Genomic DNA, 25745 nt, shown 5'->3' with positions numbered 1-25745 from the left:
ATAAAAAAATTAAGAAGTCTCGAGAGAGCGGATTTTCTTCCTAAAAAAATAAAAAAGCACTCCACTTACGTAAAGTAAGGGAGCGCTTCTTAGCTAAATGTAATCCGTTCCTTTTTTAAGGAGCCCAAAAAAGATTCTACAAGCGGGGGATTAAAAAGTCAAGCGAATTACAACTCTTCGTCATCCTCAACTTCACTTTCTTCATCAAGGTCCTCATCTAAATCATCGTCATCATCTTCGAAGTCAAGCTCTTCATCGTCTTCAATGACATCTTCATCTTCATCGTCGAATTCATCGACATCATCAAGATCATCCAGAAGATCATCCTCATCTTCATCAAGATCGTCTTCATCGACAAAGTCATCTAGCTCATCATATTCTTCTTCATCTGCATCATCGAAATCTTCAAGATCGTCTTCATCGACAACCTTCTTCGCCTTTTTCTTCTTCGGCTTCGTGACCGTGACAACTTCTTCTTCTTGCGTATCCACTGGATACCAAACACGAAGTCCCCAACGATTTTCACCTAATGAAAGAAAACGGCCATCGATATTTATATCCGTGTAAAATTGAGCAATTCTCGATCTAATTTCTTCCTCTGAAAGTTCGGCAGCTGTTGCAATTTCATCTAGTAATTCTTTGAAGGAGATTGCTTGTTTTCTGTTTTTTAGAACCTCATAAGCCATCTCAATAAGTGATAATTCTTGTAATTGCTCTTTTGAGTAACCTTGTAAACTCACTATCGGCACTTCCTTTCTCTATTTAACACTCTAAAAAGAGTGATAACGGGCATGTCTATTAATGTCTAGCTTCAGCGCCTAGGGGCTTGAAGCTTTTCTCAAATTAACATATTCTTCATTATAAACAAATTTCTCCCGTTTATGCTAGTTCTATCTATGGTTTCGCTTGATTTTTTCCTTCTCAGGACACGAATCATCCGGCTGTTTTAGCTTTTTCATTTCTTTTATGGCGATTACTAGAAAGAAAATCGCTAGCAGGAGGAATGTTATCGCCCCTAATTGACGTTGATAAAGATAGAATAGTGGCCAGGCAAAAATGATTAAAACCAACATAATATGAGTAAATTTCATCTGTCTTCACCTGCCCTGGGGTTTCTTGTAGTTATGTACGTAATCGTATTATATAAGAAATGCACCTAATTGTTATATCTTTATTTTTACACAAAAATACAATGGCTTAAAGCATATGCTCAAGCCATTGTATTTATGATTACATATTCCTGCGATACTGCCCGCCTACCTCGTAAAGCGCTTTTGTGATTTGACCAAGGCTTGCGACTTTGACCGTTTCCATTAACTGAGCAAAAATATTTTCGTTGTTAACGGCAGCAGCTTTTAAACGCGCTAACGCTTCGGCTGCTTTGTTCGCATGTGCTTCTTGGAAGGCGCGCAAATTGCGAATTTGCCATTCCTTTTCTTCCTGTGATGCTCTTGCCAGCTCCATGTTGTTAACATCTTCCTCGGAAGGCGGATTCGGATTCAAGTAAGTATTGACTCCGATAATCGGCAATTCGCCGGTATGCTTTTTCATTTCATAATGCATCGATTCATCTTGAATTTTTCCGCGCTGGTACTGGGTTTCCATTGAACCAAGCACACCGCCGCGGTCATTCAAGCGTTCAAATTCCTGAAGCACCGCTTCCTCAACTAAGTCAGTCAACTCTTCAACAATGAACGAACCTTGAAGCGGATTTTCATTTTTCGTTAATCCATGCTCTTTTGTAATGATCATCTGAATCGCCATCGCCCTGCGCACCGATTCCTCGGTTGGAGTCGTAATCGCCTCATCATACGCATTGGTGTGGAGGGAGTTACAGTTATCATGCAGAGCCATTAACGCCTGAAGCGTAGTCCGAATATCATTAAAATCAATTTCTTGCGCGTGCAGCGAACGTCCTGAAGTTTGCACATGGTATTTTAATTTCTGGCTTCGTTCATTCGCACCGTATTTATCTCGCATAACCGTTGCCCAAATTCGTCGCGCCACCCGGCCAATCACGGTATACTCCGGATCCAAGCCATTGGAGAAGAAGAAACTCAGGTTTGGCGCAAAATCATCAATTTTCATCCCGCGGCTCAAATAATATTCCACATAAGTGAAGCCATTTGACAGCGTAAACGCCAGCTGCGAAATCGGATTCGCTCCTGCTTCGGCAATATGGTAGCCAGAAATTGAAACAGAATAATAATTACGCACTTGATTGTCGATGAAATATTCCTGAATATCGCCCATCATCCTAAGCGCAAACTCCGTTGAAAAAATGCAAGTATTCTGGCCTTGATCTTCTTTTAAAATATCAGCCTGCACCGTTCCACGGACTGTTTTTAATGTATACGCCTTCACAGCAGCAAATTCCTCAACCGTCAGCATCCGGCCAAGCTCCTCTTCCTTCTTCTGAACCTGTTGATCAATCGCCGTGTTCATAAACATCGCCAAAATAATCGGTGCCGGACCATTGATCGTCATCGACACGGATGTCGATGGCAAACATAGATCAAAACCGGCATACAGCTTTTTCATATCCTCTAGCGTACAAATGCTGACGCCGCTCTCGCCTACCTTGCCAAAAATATCTGGTCGGTAATCAGGGTCTTCGCCATACAAGGTCACGGAGTCAAACGCGGTACTTAAGCGTTTTGCACTGTCATCCTTTGACAGGTAATGGAAGCGACGATTGGTCCGCTCTGGCGTTCCTTCCCCGGCGAATTGCCGTTTCGGGTCCTCCCCTTCACGCTTGAACGGGAACACTCCAGCTGTGTATGGGAATTCACCCGGGACATTTTCACGATAGACCCAGCGGAGAATTTCCCCATAATCCTTGTATTTCGGCAGTGCCACTTTTGGAATATCTAAGCCAGAGAGGCTCTTTGTTTTTAAAATCGTGATGATCTCTTTATCTCGAATCTTCGTCACAAATTGATCTGCTGCGTAATCGGCCTTTGTTTTCTCCCAGCCATCAAGAATTCGTTTTGATTCTGATGTTAATTCCGTTTCCGTCGCCGCCTTCAGTGCCTCTAAGGAAGTCAGAACTTCCTCATTGCCATCCGCTTCTTTCACAGCGAGAATCGCACCCTCAAGCTGGAATAATTTCCGGGCAATATTGGTCTGCTCTTCCGCTTTCTTATGATAACCGCGCACCGTTTCTGAGATTTCCCGTAAATAATAACGTCGGTCTGTTGGGATAATGACGTTTTGTTTTTCAACGATTGCATTTTTGCTAAAAGAAGTATCCCAATCCGTGGAAGCTTTTTCATTTATTTTTTCAATTAAAGCCGCAAAAAGTGCGTTAGTACCGGGGTCATTAAACTGGCTGGCAATCGTACCGTATACCGGCATTTCAGAAGGATCCTTTTCAAACAACATATGACTGCGTTGATATTGCTTTTGCACTTGGCGCTTGGCATCCTCAGAGCCCTTGCGTTCAAACTTATTGATGACAATTAAATCGGCATAGTCGATCATATCGATTTTCTCAAGCTGGGAGGGCGCACCAAATTCACTGGTCATGATGTAAAGAGAGACATCACATATTTCTGCAATTTCGGCATCCCCTTGGCCGATTCCACTTGTCTCAACGATGACTAGATCAAAGCCCGCCGCCTTCACGACTGAGACCGCATCTTTAATCGCCAGCGAAAGCTCATTTTTCGAAGACCTCGTCGCCAAACTTCTCATATAGACATTTTGATTGAAGATCGCATTCATGCGGATCCGGTCGCCTAACAGCGCACCGCCTGTTTTTTGCTTTGTCGGATCAACGGAGAGAATCGCTACTTTTTTATCCGGCAGTTCATTAATAAACCGGCGGATCAACTCGTCTGTCAGCGAGCTTTTTCCGGCACCGCCCGTCCCGGTAATCCCGACAACCGGAATTTCCTTCGTCAACGTCTTCACTTTTTCAAGAAGGCTTTCCGCAGCGGCTGCCGCTTCGCGATTTTTATCGACATGAAGCTCTGCTAATGTAATCAGCTTGGAAATCGCATTTACCTCGCCTGCTGGCAGCTTTTCAATATGCTCGGTGGCATCGCCATTAACAGTTGGAAAATCACATTCCTCGAGCATGCGATTAATCATGCCTTGAAGTCCCATCTTTCTGCCATCTTCAGGTGAGAAAATCCAGGCAATTCCGTAATCATGAAGCTCCTTAATTTCACGCGGGATGATCACACCGCCTCCACCGCCATAAATACGAATATTCGGTGCACCTTTTTCCTTCAGCAAATCATACATGTATTTAAAATACTCAACATGTCCGCCTTGATAAGAGGAAATTGCAATCCCTTGTGCATCCTCTTGAATTGCCGCATTTACAACCTCTTCAACCGAACGGTTATGGCCAAGATGTATGACCTCAGCCCCACTTGCCTGGAGAATCCTTCTCATAATATTAATTGAAGCATCATGACCATCAAACAAACTTGAAGCCGTCACAAAGCGAATATGATGCTTCGGGCGATAAATTTCTACCGTACTCATCCGTCTCCCCCTAGTCGTTACTTTTGATTCGTTTTTTCCTGGGCTGAACGTTTAACGTTAACTCCCGAAAGTAATAGTTCCGTTTGCAGTTCAATATATTCATCTAAAGTAAATAACTTCTGCATTTCCCAGCGCCTGAAGCTCCACATATGTCCCTTGACAATAATGTCATGGGACATAAGCTTCATTTGCTTTGCGGTTAAAGTTAGCTCACCATTTTCCACACATAGGGTGAGTAGCTTTTCAAACATCCCGGCCATTTCAATTTCTTTTTTCAATACATATGGGAGCGCATCCTTCGTGAGTGATTTGGCTTCCTGGTACATGACGAGAATTTCCTCTTGGAGTTCGTCAATAACCATGAAATAATTCGCAATCCCCAGCTTCAGGCTTTCTAACGTCCCTTGTTTCTCTTTAAGGTCTTGTTGCAGCCGCTCACTGACATGGTCATAAATGCTGTCGCAAACTAGATATAGGACATCTTCTTTTGTACGGATATATTCGTATAACGTCCCAATGCTAAAACCAGCCGCCTTCGCAATCTCTCTGGTTGTCGTCCGATGAAACCCCTTTTGTTTAAAAAGAGCTACCGCCCCTTTTATCATTTGATCCCGCCGTTTTTGCACAAGGCGTTCGTCTTTGACCGAAGCCTGTACTTCCCGTTTCTTCATCCGTATATTCCGCCTTGTCTAGCTCCAGCGCCTAGTGGCTCGGGTCATAAGCCAATCCGTCAAAAAGGTTAAAGAACAACCTTTCCGCCGGCTCGTCTTATGCCTGTCGCCTCTGGGCAAGGCGCTTCCGCTTTTCTATTTATTTCGTAATCATTCTAGAGATAACGAGGCGCTGGATTTCTTGGGTGCCTTCATAAATTTGGGTAATTTTCGCATCACGCATGAATCTCTCTACTGGATAATCTTTTGTATAGCCATAGCCGCCAAATACTTGCACCGCTTCCGTTGTCACCTTCATCGCGGTGTCACCGGCAAATAATTTCGACATCGCCGATTCCTTCCCATACGGAAGTCCCTCAGACTCTAGCCAAGCAGCTTGATAGGTTAATAGTCTTGCCGCTTCCACACTTGTGGCCATATCCGCAAGCTTAAAGCTGATACCTTGTTGCGCCGCTATCGGCTTGCCGAACTGAACGCGTTCCTTTGCGTAGTCAACCGCAGCGTCAAGAGCACCTTGTGCAATTCCAACAGCTTGAGCTGCAATTCCGTTACGGCCGCCATCCAGCGTCATCATCGCGATTTTGAAACCTTCGCCTTCTTCGCCCAGGCGGTTTTCAACCGGCACTCGGCACTCTTCAAAAATAATCTCTGTTGTCGGTGAAGAACGAATTCCTAGTTTCTTTTCCTTTTTCCCAACAGAAAAGCCTGGGAAATCACTTTCGATAATGAAAGCAGTTGTTCCTTTTTGCTTGCTAGATGGATCCGTTAGAGCAAACACGACATAAATATCGGCCACCCCACCATTGGTGATGAAAATTTTAGAGCCGTTAAGGACGTAATGGTCGCCATCTCGTCTCGCTGTTGTTCTCATGCCACCTGCATCCGAGCCGCTGCCAGGCTCTGTTAAGCCGTAACCGCCAATTTTCTTTCCCTCTGCCATTGGACGAAGATATTTCTGTTTTTGCTCTTCGTTGCCGAACTTATAGATCGGCCAGCCTGCTAGTGAGGTGTGTGCAGAAAGGGTAACACCTGTTGAAGCACAGACGCGGGAAAGCTCTTCTACCGCGATACAATAGGCAAGATAATCACTGCCAATTCCGCCGTACTCTTCGGGCCATGGAATTCCTGTGAGTCCAAGTTCTGCCATCTTGTCAAAAATCTCGCGGTCAAACCGCTCCTCCTCGTCGCGCTCTGCTGCCGTTGGTGCGACTTCATTTTTAGCAAAATCCCGAACCATTTTTCGGATCATTTCATGCTCTTCTGTTAATTGGAAATTCATTGTTACGTCCTCCTCTTGATCACTACAAAGTTTAGGTGACTTACTACAAAATCTACTGGTTTACTACATAATTCTGGTCGATTACTACAAAATTGAAGCAACTTACGACAGAATCCAGGGCTATTACTACAAAGTTCCACACACTTACTACAAAAATTGCAAAAACCTGGATAACCCCCAAAAACTAAAGGTACTTACTAATCACGATTCGCTGAATTTCACTGGTTCCCTCATAAATTTCGGTTACTTTCGCATCGCGGAAATAACGTTCTACTGGATAATCTTCGGTATAGCCGTAGCCGCCGAACACTTGGATTGCTTCTGTCGTCACCTCGACTGCTGTTTTTGAGGCGAATAGTTTCGCCATCGATGCTTCCTGGCCGCATTTTAAACCTTGGGCCCGTAAATTCGCGGCGCGATAGATTAATAGTTTCGCGGCCTCCACATTTGTTGCCATATCCGCTAGCTTAAAGGCTACACCTTGCTGGGCAGCAATCGGCTTTCCAAACTGGCGGCGCTCTTTTGCATAGTCGGTCGCAGCCGTTAAGGCGGCTTCGGCAATTCCAAGTGCCTGAGCAGCGATTCCGATCCTACCGACATCAAGATTGGCCATCGCAATTTTAAAGCCTTCACTTTCAACGCCTAAAAGGTTTTCAACTGGCACGCGCATGTTCTCGAACGTTAACTGCACCGTGCGTGAGCCATGTAAGCCCATTTTCCGCTCGTCTTTGCCAATGACTAGACCAGGCGTTCCCTTTTCAACGATAAACGCCGCGATCCCCTTCGTCCCTAATTTCGGCTCAGTTGAGGCAAACACGATATAAACATCGGCCTCACCGCCATTGGTGATAAACACCTTGGAACCGTTTAATACAAAATGGTCACCATTCCTTACCGCTCTTGTCTTAAGACTGGCAGCATCAGAACCTGAGCTTGGCTCGGTTAAACAGAACGCTCCTAAATACTCCCCTGAAGCAAGCTTCGGCAAATACTTTTGTTTCTGCTCTTCATTGCCAAAATAAAGAATCGGGTTCGTACCGACAGAGGTATGCACAGAAAGGATCACGCCCACCGTTGCACTGACCTTGGAGATTTCATTGATGGCGATAATATAGGAGACAAAGTCCATTTCCGAACCGCCGTATTTTTCTGGAACCGGAATCCCCATCAAGCCGAGCTCCCCCATTTTCCGAAGTATTTCCCGAGGAAATTCTCCTTGTTCCATTTTTTCAACAAAGGGAGCGATTTCGCTGTTGGCAAAATCGCGGACCATTTTTCGCATCATTTCTTGCTCTTCCGTAAATCTCAGATTCATCGCTAAAACTCCCCTCTAGAGGATTATTATTCGTAGCTGTAGAAGCCTCTGCCTGATTTTTTGCCGAGCCAGCCTGCCTTCACGTACTTACGCAACAGCGGACATGGTCGGTATTTATCATCGCCTAAGCCTTCATGCAAGGTTTCCATAATGTAAAGGCAAGTATCTAAACCGATAAAATCAGCCAGCACGAGCGGCCCCATTGGGTGGTTCATACCGAGCTTCATGACTTCGTCAATCGCTTCCTTCGTGGCAACTCCTTCATACAAGGTGAAAATGGCCTCATTGATCATCGGCATTAAAATTCTGTTCGAAACGAAACCAGGAAAATCGTTTACTTCTACCGGAACTTTTCCAAGCGTCTTCGTAATATCTTCAATCGTTTGATAAACTTCGTCTGCTGTTGCCAGGCCACGGATAATTTCCACGAGCTTCATCACAGGCACAGGGTTCATAAAATGCATACCGATGACTTTTTCCGGACGTTTCGTTGCCGCTGCAATTTCGGTAATGGGCAATGAGCTTGTATTCGATGCCAAAATCGCATGCTCCGGTGCAATCGCATCAAGCTGTGCAAAGATCTTTGTTTTAATTTCCATATTTTCAACGGCTGCTTCGATCACGAAGTCGACCGCACTGGCATCGTTCAGGTCGGTTGAAGCCGTAAGCTGACCAAGCACCTGCCCTTTTTCCGCTTCTGTCATCCGTCCTTTGTCTACATTCCGTGATAAATTTTTATTGATGACACTTAATCCCCGTTCTACGAATTCAGGCTTTAAATCGTTTAATAGAACTTGATAGCCTGCCTGGGCACATACTTGTGCAATTCCCGAACCCATCTGCCCGGCGCCAATCACCATAATTTTTTCTACTGTCATCCTTCCGTCCTCCTCCTTTTAAAAACTAATTCCTCGGCACTTCAATCATCACGGCATCACCTTGGCCGCCGCCGCTGCAAATTGCAGCAATTCCGATTCCGCCGCCACGGCGTTTGAGTTCATGCATTAAAGTAAGTATAATTCGGGCTCCACTGGCACCAATTGGGTGTCCAAGGGCGACCGCACCGCCATTCACATTTACTTTTTCGGACCTTAGTCCAGCAATCTTTTCGCTTGCTAATGCTACTGCAGCAAATGCTTCATTGATTTCAAATAAGTCGATTTCTTCGAGGCTACGGCCTGTTTTTTTCAAAAGGGCATTGATGACCAGTCCTGGTGTTTGTGGGAAGTCTTTTGCTTCAACTGCAACTTCGGCATGGCCTAAAATAACCGCTTCAGGAGTTCTGCCTTCCGCTAAAGCGCGTTCTTCGCTCATTAATACGAGGGCGGCCGCACCGTCATTGACGCCTGGAGCATTCCCAGCTGTGATCGTTCCGTCGTGATTAAATACTGGTGCTAGTTTGGCAAGTCTTTCGAGTGAGGTGTCTTTTCGTGGTGCTTCATCATGCTCTATGATAACCGGAGCTCCTTTGCGCTGCGGTACGGTGACAGGCACGATTTCTTCTGCAAATTTTCCGCTTTCAATCGCGTTAATCGCACGTTCATGGCTTCGTAATGCCCACTGATCTTGGGCCTCGCGGCTAATTTCCATTTCCTTAGCTGTCGAATTCCCGTATGTTCCCATATGAACGCCGGTGAAGCTGCAGCTTAACCCGTCGTGAATCATTAAATCTTTAACCGTCGAATCGCCCATTTTTAAGCCCCAGCGTGCTTTTGGCAAAATATATGGTGCGTTACTCATCGATTCCATTCCACCGGCAACAATAACTTCTTCATCGCCTGAGCGGATGATTTGGTCTGCCAGCGTTACACTTCTCATCCCAGAAGCACAAACCTTATTAATCGTTTCTGTTTTCACATCCCAAGGCAGGCCTGCTTCTCTTGCTGCTTGACGGGATGGGATTTGCCCTTGGCCGCCTTGTAGTACCGTTCCTAAGATGACTTCTTGAACGTCCTCTGGTTTCACTTCCGCACGAACCAACGCTTCTTTCACCGCTATTCCCCCAAGCTGTGACGCCGTTAGGCTGCTTAAAGCTCCGCCAATTTTTCCAAAAGGTGTTCTAACCCCGCTTAAAATAACCGTCTTTGCCATTTAAAACACTCTCCCTTTCCCCTCTATTGACTGAACGCTCGCTCGATATAGAAACAAAAAATAAAATGTAAGCGTTTTATTCTTTACTTCTATTTTACATAAAAAATAGCAGAAGTTGAATTGTTTTACACAAAATTCCTAAAATTTTATGAATTCAGGTAAAAACTTAACTTCTGCTATTTCCTAGATTTTTCGCCTTTGTTCAATAAGTTTCCGCTTTTCTAATTAAGCGGCATCTCCGCAAACGGCTTTTTCAAGAAGCTCGGCAACATCGTAAGTTGAGACCTTTTCCTCTACTTCTTTTGCCTTTGTTCCGTCGGAAAGCATCGTTAAGCAGTATGGACAGCCGGAGCTGATCACCGATGGATTGACGGCAAGCGCCTGCTCGGTTCTCGCTACGTTGATGCGGTGACCGGTTTCTTCTTCCATCCACATCAAGCCGCCACCTGCGCCACAGCACATTCCGGTTTCTCGATTTCTTTCCATTTCCACAAGCTGTACCCCAGGAATCGCCTTTAAGATTTCCCTTGGCGGGTCATAGACATCGTTGTAACGGCCTAAGTAACAAGAATCATGGAAAGTGATTTTTTCATTTACCGCGTGTTTTGGTACAAGCTTGCCATCGCGGACAAGTTCATAAAGAATTTCCGTATGGTGGTAAACTTCCGCTGTTAAGCCGAAATCAGGGTATTCATTTTTGAAAATATTATAGGCATGCGGGTCAATCGTTACGATTTTCTTCACTTCTGCCTTTTCAAACTCTTCTACGTTTTTCACCGCAAGATCTTGGAACAGGAATTCGTTACCAAGGCGGCGCGGTGTATCTCCTGAGTTCTTTTCTTTGTTTCCTAAGATAGCGAACTTCACACCCGCTTCGTTCATCAGTTTGGCAAACGATAGGGCGATCTTCTGGCTGCGATTGTCGTAAGAACCCATGGAGCCAACCCAGAATAGGTACTCAAACTCTTCGCCTTTTTTATTCATTTCTTTCACGGTTGGGATTTCAACATCCTCCCGAACCTCACGCCAAGTTTCGCGCTCTTTTCGGTTTAATCCCCAAGGATTTCCTTGGCGTTCGATATTGGTCATGGCACGCTGAGCATCCGCATCTAATTTCCCTTCTGTTAAAACAAGATAACGGCGAAGGTCAATAATTTTATCAACATGTTCGTTCATAACTGGACATTGGTCTTCACAGTTACGGCAAGTTGTACAAGCCCAGATTTCTTCTTCGGTAATGACTTCGCCAATCAAGCTTGGATTGTAAGCAAGTGCTGCCGCTGCTTCTTCTGCTCCTTGACCGCCTGCTGCTAACGCAATTTGATTGCCTTTTGTATTGGCAAAAGCAAATGTGGGCACCCAAGGCTGCTTCTGAGTCACAGCCGCCCCATAATTCGTGAGATGATCACGCATCTTCACAATTAAATCCATTGGTGATAGCATTTTCCCTGTTCCTGTTGCCGGACACATATTCGTACAGCGACCACATTCGACACAGGCATAAAAATCGATCATTTGATGCTGGGTGAAGTCTTCAATTTTTCCAACCCCAAACGATTCCTGTGATTCATCTTCAAAATCAATTTTTTTCAGTTTCCCTGCTTTTTCTAACCGATTAAAATACACATTTGCTGGACCAGCGATTAAGTGAGCGTGCTTGGATTGCGGAACATACACTAAGAATGTTAATAAGAACAATAAGTGCATCCACCATGCGATATAGAAGATTGCAATGGCAGCGGTTTCACCAATACCGGCAAAAGCACCTGCAATTAATGACGCCACCGGCTCTGTCCAAGTACCTTCATGCCCATGCCAGATCATGCTCATTCCATTTCCGACAAGAACTGAAAGCATTAAACCGCCGATAAAAATTAGCACAAGACCTGATTTGAAATTACGCTTTAAGCGGACGAGTTTTTCCACATAACGACGATGGAACGCCCATAGCACTGCGACAAGAATCAATAGTGTGACAATTTCCTGGAAGAATGTAAAACCAGGATAAAGCGGACCTAGCGGGAGATGTGACCCCGGTGCAATCCCTTTCCAAATAAAATCAATCGCTCCAAATTGGACTAAAAGAAAGCCATAAAAGAACATGACATGCATGATTCCACTTTTTTTGTCCTTTAAGAGCTTTTTCTGTCCAAATACATTGACCCAAATTTTTTGCATTCGTTCCTTGACATTGTTGTCAAATTCGACCTTTTTGCCAAGCTTAATGAATTCCATCCGGGTCTTAATGACATAAACGAATAGACTGATCGCGTAAGCGGTTACAGCCAAGAATGCAATGAGGTTTACCCATAAAAGCCCATTCATCCCAAACGCCCCTTCCCCTTTGTGTTTACTGGTAGAAAATTTTAAAACAATCTAATTTTCAGAATCTACTGTTAACACTATTATATAATGAATGAGCGTTCAGTCAAATGTTTTTATAAAAACTTCATTTGACTTTTTCTGAAATTCATACTAAAGCGCTAGTTTGGCTAAGCTAACAGATAGGACTGGAGGAAAGATTCCTTATGAAATTCGTGATTGGATTACTATTAATCATTATTGTCTGGCTAGCCATCGATTTTTCTTTGGGAAAAAAGAAGCATGCTTTGCTTTCTCGTAAAAGAGAATCACCGATCCTCCATAGTAACTTTGATTTTTTCCCACATGGAAAAGAGCTGTTTACTGATTATTTTTCTGAATTAAATAAGGCCAGCCATCATATTCATATTTTATTTTATATCGTTAAAGACGACGCCTTTAGTCAGGAGTTTTTTTCGATCTTAAAATCGAAGGCCTTCGAGGGCATTGAGGTTAGACTTCTGGTCGATCGAATTGGCAGTCATAAGATAAAAAAGGCAGATATTCAAGCCTTGAAGGCGGCTGGAGTAAAATTCGCCTTTAGTAATCGGGTCAAGTCTCCGTTTTTTTTCTATTCTTCACAGGTGAGAAACCACCGGAAGATATCGATTATTGATGGCAAAATCGGGTATCTCGGCGGCTTTAATATTGGTAAAGAATATATCGATGAGGATCCAAAGCTAAGCCCATGGCGCGATTACCATTTAAAAATTACCGGGGAGAGCGTGCCTTATTTACAAAAGGAATTTTTCATTGATTGGCAGGAATACTCAAGCGAGATAGGGATCGATCAGTCAAACTATATATTCGAGCATCTACCAGGAAAAGTCCCCCATCAATTCGTTGCAACGGAGGCTGGACAGCTCGAAGAACAGTACCGGGATTTGATAAAAAAAACAGAAAAGTCGCTGATGATTGGTACGCCTTACTTTATTCCAAGCAAAAAAATTATTCGTGAATTAGTGCTAGCGGTTAAGCGCGGGGTAAAACTAACGATCGTTGTTCCTTATATAACGGACCACGTTCTCGTCCAAGAGGCTTCCTTTCGCTATTTGCGTCGTCTTCTAAAACTTGGAGCTGCCGTTTATCAATATAGAAACGGTTTTTACCATGCAAAATCAATCGTCATTGATGAAAAAATCTGCGATATTGGCACCGCCAATTTCGACCAGCGAAGCTTTTTTTTAAATAAAGAAATCAACTGCTACTTTTTCGATCCTGCCTTTGTGGCCCGCTTTAAGGAAGTATTGCAAAAGGATATCCTCGATTCCAAACCATTAAGACTGGAAGATCTAAATAAGCCGAATCTTTTCCGTTCGTTTAAAGAACTTTTTGCTGGTGCCATTTCCTTTTTTTTATAAGGATGATGACATTTACGGATGGTTAAAGTAACTACGAGGTGCAATTAAGGAGGGATTTACGATGGAAAGTACGAGCCAATTCGTGCAGAAATTAAATGAGAACCAAAAGAAGCAGGAAAAGAACCAAAGAAAGGGAAACAATGACCCAGAAAGTAAGTTGCCAAATAAGCAGCACTCACAAGGGGTTTAAACAGATATAAAAGAACCGAAAAGTGTTCTCAGACGAGAGCCATTCGGTTCTTTTCTTGTCTATCTCACTATTTCAATCTCCTTAAGGGAATGAATGACTTTATCCGCAATCGATAGATTGACATTAATAGCTGGATGCTTAACTCCTATTCCATACATTTTTGCCTTTTTTGCCGCTAGGATTCCGTTATACGAATCCTCAATAACGATACATTTTTCAGGTGGGAGTTTTAGTTTCTTAGCCGCAGTTAGAAAAATCTCCGGATCCGGTTTACCCCTGACAACCTCATCCCCTGTCACAATAACCGAAAAATAGTCCTGCAAACCACATTGTTTAAGAACCTGATCCACTTTCTTTCTCACTGAGGATGTGGCTAGTGCAATGGGAATATTTAAGGTAACTAATTTTAATAATAGTGGCGTCACTTCTGGAAGTAGCAAGCTTTTATAATCCCAGTATTCCTGGGAGAACACCTCTTCCTGCAGGGCAATTAATTCATCTATAGACTGGTGGAGCTGGTACTGATCTTTTAGCAGTTGCCACTTCCTCCATTTAGTAACCCCAACATATTCTAGCTGGAATTGCTTATCAACCTCAATTCCCAGTTGTTTGAAAATTTTTCTATTTAAAGCTTGATAAACTGGTTCACTATCAATAATGACACCATCCATATCGAAAAATTACTCCGAGATTTTCCACCGTCCTTTTCCCCTCCTTAACTAAAAAAAGGCTGCAACAAGAAAAATTCTTGTGTCAGCCCCCTATTCGGTTTATTCTATTCCCAGTTCATTTCTAATAACTGTTGAATCTTAGAAACCTCCGTCTTACCTGTTTCCTTATTGATTAAGGAAGTATAAAGATGTGGGATTACCGTTTCTGCTCCGTTCTCTAAACATGTTTTTACAATGTTATACACATTTTCAACACCGATTCCGCCTGTCGGTTCAAAGATTTTTAAGCCAGCATTTGCGGCAGCTTTTACCATTGCCGCCACTTCATCAAGGCGCTCTTCACCTTGAATTGGATAAAACTTAACAGAATGAACCCCGATCTCAGCTAGCATATTCGCTGCCATTTCACATGATACTTTCTCACGGTTTGAAGAACTCACAGGACCTGTTGAGATGTATACCTCACCAGGCGTACCTGATGGTTCAATAACGCCGTTTACCACTGGCTGCTCACCAAGCTGTTCCATACGGCCAAGTGTATATCCTGCGGCAGGAAAAATTTGATTAATATGATCTGGCTTTGTTTTAACCGAAACATCGGCTACTTTTTTCCACATAGCTGGATCAGCTGCGCCTAATCCAACAGATACCTGTACACCATTTTCCTTAAATGCGAGAACCTGTTGAACAGCCGCTTCCTCCGTTGGGAAATCTTTCGTCATCACTCCAACTAAAACCTTATCACCTGCTGCTTCAACAAGTTCCTTGGCATTTTCTAAATCCTTTGCTAGTACATTAAAAATTACTTTATGCTGCAAATTCAATTTGTTTACCCCCTAGTGATGATTTCAATGAATTTATTTGCAATAATCTCTTCTTGTCCGGTAAGTAATGGGCGGGGATCAACAGATAAAATACCGACATTCACATAATGATGGCGTAAATAGATGGCTGGATCTCCAGATTCAAGCAGATGAAGAAGCTCTTCTGCTGTAAATCCTGTCTTTTCTGGATCTACCTGGATTTGTGCTCGATATATTTCTCTTCCGGCTTCATCTTGTTTAATCGAACAAGTTAGCCCGTCAATGACTTTAAGCTTTTCGCATAAATTCGTCATGCGGTCGATTTGCTGCTCGGCATTACTAGTTTTGAAAGGATATTGTTTTAGCGCTGTAACAAGTCCAGCCATTCCTTCTTTCCCAACCTTCATTGGACGGCCAACGCCTTTATACTGTTTGCGGCAGGCTTCCATGAATTCTTGCTTTCCACATATAAATCCTGAAGTTGGTCCCTCAAGTGCTTTCCCACCACTATAGATGACAATATCAGCACCCATTTTTATATATTTCTTAAAATCCTCTTCTGCTGCAGCGTCAATGATAAATGGAATACCATGGCGATTGGCAACCTCCATCATCGCTTCAATCGATTGCATGCCCTTTTGTACGGCATGATGGGACTTGATATAAAGGATTGCCGCTGTTTTTTCATTTACAGCCTGTTCAATATGATCCTTCTCAACCTTGTTTGCTTGGCCAACTTCAACTACTTTTCCGCCGCCAATTTTGATCATTTGTCCAATACTCGCTCCAAAATGAACAAGATGTCCCTTTTGGATAATAATCTCATTTCGCAGGCCTTCCGTATCTGGAATTCTCTCAATTAAGGATAGATTTTTTCCTGCAATAACAGCTGCCGTTGAAATCGCAATTCCCGCAGCTGCACCGCAAGTAGGGCAGCCATCTTCAGCACCTGTGCTTTCAGCAATCACCTTACCCGTATATTCCATGAGTTCATCAATATCCACATAATCTTGGGATGCTTCCTTTAGAGATTGAGCAATTTCATCACTAACAGCAGATGCACCAAGAGCTGTCATTTTTCCACTTGCATTAATGATTTCACGCAAGCCCATTTCTTTAAAAATCCCCACTTAAAACACCTCAATTAATTGAAATTGGGAAAAATGCTCCAAATAGCATTGCCCCGAGAATGGCACCGCCTGCTACAGGTTTCTTCCATGCATAAAATATTGCCGCACCAATGACAGAACCCAATCCGATTGGAATCGAAGCACTGCAGGCTGAGATCACAATCAGAGGTCCTAAGAAACGCCCTGAAGCATTTCCTGCCCCCATCATAATATCTGCACCAAAAGTTGAATTAGACTGTCCAACAGTAAATTTACGAATTCCAATAATGACATAGCCGATAATAATTCCTAATAATCCACCGGTTAATAAGGAGAGGAAAAAGGATTCAATTGGCGCCGTAATTCCTGCGCCTAGAAGCAGCGCAGGTACACCAATACCTATTCCTGTTTGAAGAGAACCACCAATATCAAGAATCCCTACAAGAGAACCTTCCAGGATCCGAGCAAACAAGAAACTTGCTCCGAATGCTGCTGCTGCTCCGTATCCTGCACCCTGTAGGCCAGCCTCAAGCATCGCTACAATCGCCACATCGTTAAAGGCACCAATATGATATTCATAATACATATGTGTTCCAGCAAAAATCCCAGCTGATAATAATGCTACAAAAATTGGAAAAGACCAATCTGCAAACCAAAAGTTTTTGTTATATAATTTATCGTTCATTACTTCTGCTTGGTTACTCATACTTTACTTCACCTCTAGTCCAATCATTTTGTGGAGATCAATCAACCAGTTCGGTGCTTCCATATTAAATCCTCTGATCATGTTAATATCAAAACCACGGAAGAACGCACTAAGTACAAACAATAGAATAACTGCAGTCAGCAATGTCTTAGTTACTTTTGACCATCCACCGTCATCTACACCTTTACCAATCAATATCCCAAGTACAACCCCTGGTACAGCATTTCCCATGATTAGATGTGCAGCACCGCCAAAAATAGTTCCCCAAACTCCTGACCGCTTTCCTGCATCTAAGGCCGCTAACCAGAATATAACAGGCATGACAGGGTTGATTAAAAGGTTTGCTGCAGGCACTAATACCTTAATCGCAATGGCTTGTAAAGATTCCGGGATGGCTGAAGCCGTTGAATTTAAGAAAGTTACAACAAGTACTCCGATAATAGCTCCCGCAATCGCCATCTTTTTCGGATTATGAAGTGTATCTTCAGGGCGTTTGCCCTTACGCATTAAAACGGCTGCGGCCCAGTTTGGGATAATCCGGTGGTCAACATCCTGGGTAAATGCCCCAGCACCAACGGAGGATGCCCAAGCATTAAAGAAGAAACCGAGACCGAATGAAAAGTGAGAAGCAGCATCCCCAGCGCAGGCATTCAATTCACCAAGGGTACGGAAAGCACCCATTCCCTGTACTTTAGGGGCATGAAACATTCGGGCTGCTCCGGCTCCAACGCCGAATCCTACGAGTGCCCCAATAACAATAGATTTCAATATTACTTCAATAATTTCCATATACTCACCACCCTATTTATTGACTGAATGCCCCAGTATCATTGTTTTCACGTTATCTGGCTCATTCACTTTTTCAAATTTGATCTCATCTACATCGATCAAAAAGATATTGACATTAACTTCTAATTTAACTTTGAATTTACTTCTTTTTCTTGGAAAGAAGAAAAGGAAAAATCGTTCTGTGTAAGATGTTTCCCTTGCCTCAAGCACTTGGAGGTCAATGGGTTCAATTCTAAGAATCAAACCCTTATGCTCCTTCATTACTTTTTTTTGAATCATCCCTAAAGCACTGTTAATCGCCAATTCCTTTGAATTTCCGATACCTTCAATTTGAACTTTTGTTTCAAACGTTTTTTTCATACCTTATCATCCTCTGATTTTGGCGTATTCTTCGGTAATTCGCTTTCCTAATTCCTCAACATCCATAAATCCAAACCCAAGTACTCGTTTACCTTCACGAAGAGCGGTAATCCCTTCATCGATCGAGCGCATCCCATAATGACATGGATACCCGTATTTCGATTGAGCTGTGATCGCTCCTGCCCCGCCGCTGCCGCAGAAAGAGATGCCAATATCCGCATTTTCCTCTTTCATAACATCTCCAAGTCTCATATCGGCCCCCATGCCTTTAACGACGATTGCTTTCCCGCCAGCAGCTTCTACACCCTTCGCAACATTCTGTCCTTTTCCTAAACGATCTCCAATTACAACAACAATTTGACTCATTTTTATTTCCTCCTCATAATTATGAATTCATTTTCGCAGATTCAAAGTGTATAGATAGTAAATACTTTTCATCTTCATGTAAATCCGGCAGTTTGCTGCTTACCATTTCAGCTAAGTTAATAGACTCAGATGATACTTCGTTAAACATTTCCTTATCAATTGGATTGATTGGTTCTTTATTGATCGAGCGGTATACCATTGCTGAAAGGTGTGATACAAGTGACAAACATTGGGCGTCATTCATCTTAATTTCTGACTTCTTTAACAAATCCTCAGTAAATTGGAGAAGGCTTGAGCATTTCTCTGCATCACCACTTTTTTGTATCAATGTTTCTAATTCTAGTAAGCTCATTTGCTGAACACTACCTTTCCTTCCCTCAAAGTCATTTTTGGATCAAGTAATCTTCTCCCTGTTAACACGATTCCTTCAGAATCTATCAAGGTAGACGGTTCTTCGCTTATTGTAAAAATTGTCAGGTCTGCACGAGTGCCATTTCGGAACGTCCCCAGCTCCGTTTGACCAATGGCTTGTGCAGCTCTAATCGTGACCGACTTGACTACATCTTCAAGGGTAAAATCTAACTCTAGTAGTTTAGACATCGTCATCATCAAGCTGCCAACAGGATTCTGATAGTTGTTTATATAGATATCCGTGCTTATTGAGAAGGGATAGGAATAATTTTTCTTATATCTTTTTATCGTTTCATAACTAAAACTAGATGTACCATGGCCTACATCAAAGAGTACGCCGCGTTCTAGTGCTTCAAGTACTTCAGGAAGTAAATTGTTATCTTCTCTTAAAATCCCATGTTTTTTACCATGAAAGGCATGCGTAACAATATCACCCTTTTTCAGTAATGGGAAAACTTCATTTAAATAGGGAGGTGGGTTACCAATATGAATCATAATTGGTACATTAAGAGAATCAGCTAGCATCCTGGCATGTTTTAGCGGGGCGATCCCTTGTTCTTTGACCACAGAGCCACTCATTCTTGCTTTGAGACCAACGATAGTTGGCTCACGCTCAAAAATTTCGGCAGCTTCTTCTAAGGTCATTAAGTCTGCTGGGTTCGCAAGTTCAGATAAACCAGCCCCTAAACCCTTACGTGAAATATTTAGGAAAGACAACACTTCAGTCTTACTTTGGTTAGCAACTGTTTCCTTAAACACTCCATAGTTGTCATACCCAGAACTTCCAGCATCGACAATCGTTGTCACCCCTTGATTGACCCCAACAAGGTCTGCCTCTATTCCTAGGCTTGTAACCTCTTTAAAAACATGGACATGAAGATCAATAAATCCAGGTGCAACATAACTACCTGCCGCATCGATTCGGTGAATTTTATCACTCTTACTAATTACTTCTTCAACCTCTGCAAATTTACCGTTGATGATTCCAATGTCTTTTCTTTCGATCCCTTCTTTTTCGGGATTGATCACCAAACCATTTTCTATGATGATATAGTTGTTCATTTTCTCACTTCCGGTTATTTAAAGTATTGTAATAATGCGAGGAGCTCTGATTTATGAACATTTAGTTCTTTTTCTTCAAGAATTTCTTTGATTGTCCGTAAATCCCGCTTGTTCTTCTCGGTTATTGGGTGGTTAGTATACAGGAAGTCATCGTACTGCTTATCAAAATAGCATCTGTGAACCATTAAAAATATATGAAGCTGTAGTGCCTGCATCCGAGTTTCCTCGATGTCATCCTTAAAATCAGACAGTATTTCATGCAGAACTTCAAATCCTTTTAAAATAATTTCCTGACTCACATTTTCACTTTCCTCATTAATTAAGCCGTTCTCCTCAAATAGTAAATGTGAAGGCTGATGCGGATGCATTTTGATGAACTCGGTAACCTTTTCCCGAATGGCTTCAATATCTCGTTTAGTAGGAATGGCGTCAACAAGAATGACAGGTATATCAGATTGAATCGGAAAAACGCTAATGATAAGATCTACCTTCTCTTTTCCGCACACCTTCTCAACCTCCATAATGGAGCAATAGGCCACTAAATCGATATCATGAATCTCTTTTTCCACTCTGTTCTTGATTAGCCGCGCTACTCCCCTGCCTGTCGAGCATACGTATAAGGCACGAACCTTTTTCCTTTTACTGAATGTATTTTCAAACGATGTTAAGAAGTGCAAGGCAATTAAAGAGGCAAAGGCATCCTGGCTAGCCTTTACAGACATCCCTAGATGTATCTGACACGCTTCTAAAATACTTTCAAATAATTCAGGATGGTTTCGCTTTATTTCCTCTGCAAAGGGATTATTTTCTGCAATATTAAACATTCCTCTTTGCAAACGAAGGGAAAGGTGGGCATATAAATTACTAAATAATTTTGGATCCCTTTTATAGTCAATCCCTTCTCTTTCACTCACCGTCTCGATAATCTTATTTGTTGCTTGGATAAGATCCATTCCTTTAAAACCTTTGTCAATTTCACCAGAAAGATACAGGAACTCGTTTTCAAGTAATGGCAATTCTAGTTCGGCATATACTTTTTCCATGAATGAAAGAATAAATTTCGAGACATCGTCCTGGTATTGGCTCTTTTTTAGCACTCGATAGCCTTTCAATGCCTGCCCCATGTTCAGACGAGTTACAGATACTGTGATACGAATCAGCAGCGTGATTAAATCCGATTGGTGTAAAAGTTTTGTAACTGCTGGCTCGTATAAATCACTTAACTGCTTTTCTGCTGCCTTATAAACGGATAGTAATGGTCCATCCATCAATGGCTCTTGCCCAGATTCCCTTTCATGATTTGAAATCCGAGTCATAATTTGATAAATTTCATAATTTGTCAGATCTGAATAGATGAAGTGCTCTAGCAATAATCGAAGATGGAGCTCTTCACCGTTCAGTTTATAACCGACACGTCTCGCCCTTTCCAATTGAAGCATCCAGGGTGCAATATATTCACCTACTAAGTTCATATCATTTAGTATGGTGTTCCGGCTGACCTGAAGACCTTCAGCTAAATCTGTAGCTGTTATATAATCATTTTGAAGGAGCATTGTGACTAGGATCCTTTTTATCCGGAAGTTCTGATCCGGGTTTTGGTTCCTTCTTTCATTTCCAAGGATTTCTTCTAAAGCTTTGTTTCGCTTTACCTCTTCGCAAGTTATCCATATCCCTTTATTAGGCTGTGAATGAACCTCAATTTCTTGGTCCTTTAACCAGTCTCTAACATTGTCAAGGTCATACTTAATCGTTCTCGTGCTTACCCCAAATTTCAGAGATAAATCCTTAATTTTTATTGGCTTTCTTTCCTCCAATAGATTAATAGCAATTTTAAGCTCTCTTCCTGTTAACATAAACTCACCGCTCCACTTGTAGTTGCGCTTGAAATCGTTTACAACTTTATTATATGTAACTAAAATTGCCCCTTAAAGAACAAATGCTTTCCCCTAAGATGGTGAAATTTTTGCATTTTTCATACTTCTACATAGATATATTATCGCAAAAAAAGAGTTCTTAGGTTAAGAAGCCTTTAAGTATCGGTATTTACGGAATAAAAAAAATCCAATTCCTTTAAGAACTGGATTAAAAAAACTATGTGTTTAGTTTCTCTACTTTAATTTTTGGGAAATTATCTTATTCCTCAATTAAATTCAGAACAGGCACATCGCGCTCATTTTCTGGGTCGGTTTTCGAATAAATCCGCGCCATCTTTGTTGCTTCATCCACATGCTGAATAATCACAGGAGTCCCTTCATAAGTCACATGAATCATTTCCGCAGACTCCGCAATTTCCTTTGCCCTTCCTACATTCATTCAGTCCACTCCTTGGTTAAATTACTTTTTTAATATTTACCAAAATCAAGGAGCTATTCATATTCTTTGGAAAAAGTTAGAATCGAATTCCGCGGGTTTTCATTAAATTCCCGCGGGAACCCGAATGAATTCCGCGCAACTCGATATTTATTCCGCGAAACACGAAAAAAGCCCCCGAAAGGGAGCCTGTCATTACATTCTTTCCGGTGCTGAGACGCCAATCAAAGCAAGGGCATTGCGCAATGAGATTTGGACTGCTTTCACCAACGCAAGTCGTGCCTTCGTCCGTTCTGGCTGCTCGCTGTCGAGCACCTTTTCCGCATTATAGAAGCTGTGGAAGGTGGATGCCAATTCAAAAATATAATTGGTAATCCGGTGCGGTACACGTTTTAGCGCCGCTTCCCCGACAGCTTGTGGGAATTCGCCAAGCTTCTTCAATAATTCGATTTCTTTTTCTGATGCTATTAGGCTGAAATCTGCCTTCGTATCAACAGCATAGCCTTGCTCTTCGCCTGAGCGGATGATACTGCAAATCCGAGCATGGGCATATTGAGCGTAGTACACTGGGTTTTCGTTCGATTGTGACACCGCTAAATCAAGGTCAAAGTCCATATGCGTGTCCGAGCTTCGCATCGCGAAGAAATAACGAGTCGCATCGAGGCCAACCTCATCAACCAAATCCCGCATCGTAACAGCTTTTCCGGTACGCTTACTCATCTTCATCTTTTCGCCGTTTTTATAAAGATGGACGAGCTGAATGATTTCAACCTCGAGCGCCTCGCGGTCATAACCAAGCGCTTGGATCGCTGCTTTCATCCGTGGGATATAACCATGGTGATCGGCGCCCCAAATATTAATCAGCTTTTCAAAACCACGCTCCAGCTTATCTTTATGGTAGGCAATATCCGGTGTCAAATACGTATAGGAGCCGTCCTGCTTAATTAACACCCGGTCTTTATCATCACCGAGATCGGTGGAACGAAGCCAAGTTGCCCCGTCCTGCTCATAAATATAGCCTGATTTCCGCAGTGCCTCTAAAGCCGTATCAATTTTGCCATTTTTATAAAGGGATGTTTCTGAATACCAGACATCAAAGCCAACACGGAAATCCTCAAGATCTTTTTGCAATTTAGCCATTTCATATTTCAAGCCGTACTCACGGAAAAATTCAAACCGTTCCTGCTCGTCGGTATTCACAAACTTATCGCCATACTCTTCGGCAAGCTTCTTTCCAATCCCGATGATATCCGCACCATGGTAACCGTCTTCTGGCATTGGTTTGTCGTGACCTAGTGCTTGGAAATATCGAGCCTCCACAGACAATGCCAAGTTATTAATCTGATTTCCGGCGTCATTAATATAGTACTCGCGGGAAACTTCATAGCCAGCTTTGGCTAAAATATTGCTTAAGGAATCGCCGACTGCCGCACCGCGGGCATGACCAAGGTGCAGGTCACCCGTTGGATTGGCGGAAACGAACTCCACCTGAATCTTTTGCTTGCCGCCAACCGTCGTTTCTCCATATTTTTCCCCGGCTTCAAGAACCGTAGGAATCAAATCAGTAAGGTAGGAATTATTCATATAAAAATTAATAAACCCCGGGCCTGCTAATTCAATTTTTTCAATTGAAGCTTTTGAGCGATCAAAGTTTTCAATTAACGCCTCGGCAATCATCCGCGGTGCTTTTTTCGCGACGCGCGCCAGCTGCATCGCCATGTTGGTTGAATAATCTCCGTGTGCTTTTTCCTTTGGAATTTCCAAAATTACATCGGGGATCTGTTCTTCTGTCGCAAGGCTTGCCTTGATGACAGCCGCACGAATCTCATCCTTTAATTTCGCTTGAACCTGTTCAACTATGTTCATTGTTTTCCTCCTGAAACGCAATTTCTAAATGATATGTACCTTGTGGTGAACCTTCCATTGAAAAATCGTAAATAATCTCAAAACGTCCTTTACCTTTTTCATAGGAATAGTCTATTTTATTTGCTTTTGTCACGATCGCAAACTGTCCAAATGGCATTTCATAGCTGCCGTTCAGTTTTCGATTCATTTCAAAGGGCAAGCGCATTTTAACCGCACCGCCACGTAAAATCAGCGCTTCTGCCGCTGCCATTTTGACAATCGTTCGGACATTCCCCTCTTCCATAACCTCTTCATATTGAAGAAAATCTGCATTTCCTTTTTGAGAGTATCGACCAAAAACATGCAGTTCAAAAGTCTCTTGTCCATCAATCGTCGTTTTTACATTAATTTTTACTGGTATCTCAGGGATTGACAATCTACTAGCACACCCTTTTTATAAAAGTTAACAATGTATGAAATTCGCTCCAGGCCATCCGCCGTTGACGAGGGCGTGTGCTTTTCTAAACATAATCTCTATTATAACCATTCTAGTGCTACAATTCAAAAGAAGCCTGCCCCTTTATGGGACAGGCAGCAGTATGCTTTATTTTACCCAGCCGAGCATCATTTCACGAATCAATTTGCTCGCCGTGTTAGCGGTTTGTTCAGATGAGTCGTAAATTGGCGCTACTTCAACAAGGTCACAGCCGACGACATTAACCCCTGAACGGGCAATTTCATGAATTGAGGCAAGCAGTTCTCGTGAAGTGATACCGCCGCAATCAACCGTTCCAGTACCTGGCGCGTGGGCCGGATCCAAGACATCGATATCAATCGTAACATAAACCGGACGCCCAGCGAGTTCTGGTAGAATTTCCTTTAATGGCTGATGCACTTCAAATTTTGAAATATGCATGCCATTTTCTTTCGCCCATTGGAATTCTTCCTTCATCCCGGAGCGAATACCGAAAGAGTAAACATTTTTCGGACCAATGTGTTCGGCTATTTTGCGGATTGGTGTTGAGTGAGATAGCGGCTCACCCTCATATTCCTCGCGGAGATCCGTATGAGCATCCATATGAATAATCGCTAAGTCCGGGTATTTTTTATAAACCGCCTTCATCACCGGCCAAGAAACTAAGTGTTCTCCGCCCATCCCAAACGGAAACTTGCCCGCAGCAAGCACTTGATCAACGAAGTCTTCAATAATATCCAAGCTCTTTTGCGCGTTCCCGAATGGAAGCGGAATATCGCCTGCATCATAGTATTTTACATCTTCTAATTCACGGTCTAAGTACGCACTGTATTCTTCCAGTCCGATTGACACCTCACGGATGCGGGCAGGACCAAAGCGTGAACCTGGGCGGTAGCTGACCGTCCAATCCATCGGCATTCCATAAAGCACAACCTGGCTCTCTTCAAAATTCGCATGACTCTTAATAAACACATTCCCAGAATAAGCCTCATCAAAACGCATCTAAATCCCTCATTTCTCTGTATGTATCCTCAATCAGTTCTATGTGACCCAACGGGTCGCCTTTTTCATTA

25 protein-coding genes are annotated in these 25745 nt (G+C 42.7%); 2 read left to right on the top strand and 23 right to left on the bottom strand.

All coding sequences use genetic code 11. From position 1 onward, the window contains the following. Positions 1–167: 167 nt before the first annotated feature. The 9 genes from rpoE to ACWM35_RS19960 form a co-directional block, all read right to left on the bottom strand. Positions 168–740, bottom strand: a complete 573-nt coding sequence (gene rpoE, locus ACWM35_RS20000) for a DNA-directed RNA polymerase subunit delta (protein ID WP_454820644.1) — start codon at positions 738–740, stop codon at positions 168–170. A gap of 150 nt (positions 741–890) precedes the next feature. Beyond that, complete coding sequence (locus ACWM35_RS19995) at positions 891–1091, bottom strand: hypothetical protein (protein WP_454820643.1); 201 nt, start codon at positions 1089–1091, stop codon at positions 891–893. 139 nt (positions 1092–1230) lie between these two features. Continuing rightward, the gene (icmF, locus tag ACWM35_RS19990; RefSeq protein WP_454820642.1) at positions 1231–4497 is read right to left on the bottom strand and encodes a fused isobutyryl-CoA mutase/GTPase IcmF; all 3267 of its coding nucleotides are present in this window, start codon (positions 4495–4497) and stop codon (positions 1231–1233) included. Between the two features lie 17 nt (positions 4498–4514). Continuing rightward, complete coding sequence (locus ACWM35_RS19985) at positions 4515–5168, bottom strand: TetR/AcrR family transcriptional regulator (protein WP_454820641.1); 654 nt, start codon at positions 5166–5168, stop codon at positions 4515–4517. 139 nt (positions 5169–5307) lie between these two features. Next, positions 5308–6447: an acyl-CoA dehydrogenase gene (locus ACWM35_RS19980; protein ID WP_454820640.1), complete on the bottom strand. Its 1140-nt coding sequence runs from the start codon at positions 6445–6447 to the stop codon at positions 5308–5310. Between the two features lie 184 nt (positions 6448–6631). Beyond that, complete coding sequence (locus ACWM35_RS19975) at positions 6632–7762, bottom strand: acyl-CoA dehydrogenase (RefSeq protein WP_454820639.1); 1131 nt, start codon at positions 7760–7762, stop codon at positions 6632–6634. A gap of 26 nt (positions 7763–7788) precedes the next feature. Further along, positions 7789–8640, bottom strand: coding sequence for a 3-hydroxybutyryl-CoA dehydrogenase (locus ACWM35_RS19970; protein ID WP_454820638.1), 852 nt, complete (start codon positions 8638–8640; stop codon positions 7789–7791). 25 nt (positions 8641–8665) lie between these two features. After that, on the bottom strand, positions 8666–9853 hold the full coding sequence (locus tag ACWM35_RS19965; RefSeq protein ID WP_454820637.1) for an acetyl-CoA C-acetyltransferase: 1188 nt from the start codon (positions 9851–9853) through the stop codon (positions 8666–8668). A gap of 225 nt (positions 9854–10078) precedes the next feature. Further along, positions 10079–12178: a (Fe-S)-binding protein gene (locus ACWM35_RS19960; RefSeq protein ID WP_454820636.1), complete on the bottom strand. Its 2100-nt coding sequence runs from the start codon at positions 12176–12178 to the stop codon at positions 10079–10081. Between the two features lie 203 nt (positions 12179–12381). On the opposite strand from ACWM35_RS19960, the gene cls reads away from it, so the two are divergent. Both cls and ACWM35_RS19950 read left to right on the top strand, forming a co-directional pair. Continuing rightward, a complete protein-coding gene (cls, locus tag ACWM35_RS19955; RefSeq protein WP_454820635.1) occupies positions 12382–13575 on the top strand; it encodes a cardiolipin synthase in 1194 nt (397 codons plus the stop codon). Positions 13576–13636: 61 nt separating this feature from the next. Further along, on the top strand, positions 13637–13765 hold the full coding sequence (locus tag ACWM35_RS19950; protein WP_454820634.1) for a DUF4023 family protein: 129 nt from the start codon (positions 13637–13639) through the stop codon (positions 13763–13765). A gap of 59 nt (positions 13766–13824) precedes the next feature. Here the strand turns inward: ACWM35_RS19950 and ACWM35_RS19945 are convergent, their stop codons facing one another. The 14 genes from ACWM35_RS19945 to speB form a co-directional block, all read right to left on the bottom strand. Then, positions 13825–14436 (bottom strand): HAD family hydrolase, encoded by a 612-nt coding sequence (locus ACWM35_RS19945; protein ID WP_454820633.1) that lies wholly within the window; start codon positions 14434–14436, stop codon positions 13825–13827. Between the two features lie 104 nt (positions 14437–14540). Then, positions 14541–15260 carry a KDGP aldolase gene (locus ACWM35_RS19940; RefSeq protein ID WP_454820632.1) on the bottom strand — a complete coding sequence of 240 codons (720 nt, stop codon included), beginning with the start codon at positions 15258–15260 and terminating at the stop codon, positions 14541–14543. 5 nt (positions 15261–15265) lie between these two features. Further along, positions 15266–16369: a DgaE family pyridoxal phosphate-dependent ammonia lyase gene (locus ACWM35_RS19935; RefSeq protein WP_454820631.1), complete on the bottom strand. Its 1104-nt coding sequence runs from the start codon at positions 16367–16369 to the stop codon at positions 15266–15268. Between the two features lie 10 nt (positions 16370–16379). Continuing rightward, the gene (locus ACWM35_RS19930; protein WP_454820630.1) at positions 16380–17054 is read right to left on the bottom strand and encodes a DUF4310 family protein; all 675 of its coding nucleotides are present in this window, start codon (positions 17052–17054) and stop codon (positions 16380–16382) included. A gap of 3 nt (positions 17055–17057) precedes the next feature. Then, on the bottom strand, positions 17058–17843 hold the full coding sequence (locus tag ACWM35_RS19925; RefSeq protein WP_454820629.1) for a DUF4311 domain-containing protein: 786 nt from the start codon (positions 17841–17843) through the stop codon (positions 17058–17060). 12 nt (positions 17844–17855) lie between these two features. Then, on the bottom strand, positions 17856–18203 hold the full coding sequence (locus ACWM35_RS19920; RefSeq protein WP_454820628.1) for a DUF4312 family protein: 348 nt from the start codon (positions 18201–18203) through the stop codon (positions 17856–17858). A 6-nt stretch (positions 18204–18209) separates the two neighbouring features. Continuing rightward, positions 18210–18569, bottom strand: a complete 360-nt coding sequence (locus tag ACWM35_RS19915; protein ID WP_454820627.1) for a glycine-rich SFCGS family protein — start codon at positions 18567–18569, stop codon at positions 18210–18212. Positions 18570–18588: 19 nt separating this feature from the next. Continuing rightward, complete coding sequence (locus ACWM35_RS19910; RefSeq protein ID WP_454820626.1) at positions 18589–18921, bottom strand: PRD domain-containing protein; 333 nt, start codon at positions 18919–18921, stop codon at positions 18589–18591. Continuing rightward, the gene (locus ACWM35_RS19905; RefSeq protein WP_454820625.1) at positions 18918–20042 is read right to left on the bottom strand and encodes an amidohydrolase/deacetylase family metallohydrolase; all 1125 of its coding nucleotides are present in this window, start codon (positions 20040–20042) and stop codon (positions 18918–18920) included. Before ACWM35_RS19905 ends, ACWM35_RS19910 begins: the two co-directional genes overlap by 4 nt. A 14-nt stretch (positions 20043–20056) precedes the next feature. Beyond that, a complete protein-coding gene (locus ACWM35_RS19900) occupies positions 20057–21895 on the bottom strand; it encodes a BglG family transcription antiterminator (protein WP_454820624.1) in 1839 nt (612 codons plus the stop codon). Positions 21896–22175: 280 nt separating this feature from the next. Then, on the bottom strand, positions 22176–22355 hold the full coding sequence (locus tag ACWM35_RS19895) for an H-type small acid-soluble spore protein (protein WP_454820623.1): 180 nt from the start codon (positions 22353–22355) through the stop codon (positions 22176–22178). Between the two features lie 192 nt (positions 22356–22547). Beyond that, a complete protein-coding gene (gene argS, locus ACWM35_RS19890) occupies positions 22548–24218 on the bottom strand; it encodes an arginine--tRNA ligase (protein WP_454820622.1) in 1671 nt (556 codons plus the stop codon). Beyond that, a complete protein-coding gene (locus ACWM35_RS19885) occupies positions 24205–24633 on the bottom strand; it encodes a DUF1934 domain-containing protein (RefSeq protein ID WP_454820621.1) in 429 nt (142 codons plus the stop codon). The genes argS and ACWM35_RS19885 overlap by 14 nt, the downstream gene beginning before the upstream one ends. A 168-nt stretch (positions 24634–24801) precedes the next feature. Further along, on the bottom strand, positions 24802–25674 hold the full coding sequence (gene speB / locus ACWM35_RS19880) for an agmatinase (RefSeq protein WP_454820620.1): 873 nt from the start codon (positions 25672–25674) through the stop codon (positions 24802–24804). Positions 25675–25745: the final 71 nt, after the last annotated feature.

Source organism: Neobacillus sp. K501 (assembly GCF_053749995.1).
Note: the sequence above shows the minus strand (reverse complement) of the source record. Positions and strands in the feature narration are given on the sequence as shown.

Coding starts and splice junctions, on each gene's coding strand:
- ACWM35_RS19975 (WP_454820639.1), bottom strand. CDS start 7,762: ATGAATCTGAGATTTACGGAAGAGCAAGAAATGATGCGAAAAATGGTC.
- argS (WP_454820622.1), bottom strand. CDS start 24,218: ATGAACATAGTTGAACAGGTTCAAGCGAAATTAAAGGATGAGATTCGT.
- ACWM35_RS19930 (WP_454820630.1), bottom strand. CDS start 17,054: ATGAGTAACCAAGCAGAAGTAATGAACGATAAATTATATAACAAAAAC.
- ACWM35_RS19950 (WP_454820634.1), top strand. CDS start 13,637: ATGGAAAGTACGAGCCAATTCGTGCAGAAATTAAATGAGAACCAAAAG.
- ACWM35_RS19995 (WP_454820643.1), bottom strand. CDS start 1,091: ATGAAATTTACTCATATTATGTTGGTTTTAATCATTTTTGCCTGGCCA.
- ACWM35_RS19910 (WP_454820626.1), bottom strand. CDS start 18,921: ATGAGCTTACTAGAATTAGAAACATTGATACAAAAAAGTGGTGATGCA.
- ACWM35_RS19965 (WP_454820637.1), bottom strand. CDS start 9,853: ATGGCAAAGACGGTTATTTTAAGCGGGGTTAGAACACCTTTTGGAAAA.
- icmF (WP_454820642.1), bottom strand. CDS start 4,497: ATGAGTACGGTAGAAATTTATCGCCCGAAGCATCATATTCGCTTTGTG.
- ACWM35_RS19960 (WP_454820636.1), bottom strand. CDS start 12,178: ATGAATGGGCTTTTATGGGTAAACCTCATTGCATTCTTGGCTGTAACC.
- ACWM35_RS19895 (WP_454820623.1), bottom strand. CDS start 22,355: ATGAATGTAGGAAGGGCAAAGGAAATTGCGGAGTCTGCGGAAATGATT.
- cls (WP_454820635.1), top strand. CDS start 12,382: ATGAAATTCGTGATTGGATTACTATTAATCATTATTGTCTGGCTAGCC.
- ACWM35_RS19905 (WP_454820625.1), bottom strand. CDS start 20,042: ATGAACAACTATATCATCATAGAAAATGGTTTGGTGATCAATCCCGAA.
- ACWM35_RS19985 (WP_454820641.1), bottom strand. CDS start 5,168: ATGAAGAAACGGGAAGTACAGGCTTCGGTCAAAGACGAACGCCTTGTG.
- ACWM35_RS19945 (WP_454820633.1), bottom strand. CDS start 14,436: ATGGATGGTGTCATTATTGATAGTGAACCAGTTTATCAAGCTTTAAAT.
- ACWM35_RS19900 (WP_454820624.1), bottom strand. CDS start 21,895: ATGTTAACAGGAAGAGAGCTTAAAATTGCTATTAATCTATTGGAGGAA.
- ACWM35_RS19980 (WP_454820640.1), bottom strand. CDS start 6,447: ATGAATTTCCAATTAACAGAAGAGCATGAAATGATCCGAAAAATGGTT.
- ACWM35_RS19920 (WP_454820628.1), bottom strand. CDS start 18,203: ATGAAAAAAACGTTTGAAACAAAAGTTCAAATTGAAGGTATCGGAAAT.
- ACWM35_RS19970 (WP_454820638.1), bottom strand. CDS start 8,640: ATGACAGTAGAAAAAATTATGGTGATTGGCGCCGGGCAGATGGGTTCG.
- speB (WP_454820620.1), bottom strand. CDS start 25,674: ATGCGTTTTGATGAGGCTTATTCTGGGAATGTGTTTATTAAGAGTCAT.
- ACWM35_RS19925 (WP_454820629.1), bottom strand. CDS start 17,843: ATGGAAATTATTGAAGTAATATTGAAATCTATTGTTATTGGGGCACTC.
- ACWM35_RS19915 (WP_454820627.1), bottom strand. CDS start 18,569: ATGAGTCAAATTGTTGTTGTAATTGGAGATCGTTTAGGAAAAGGACAG.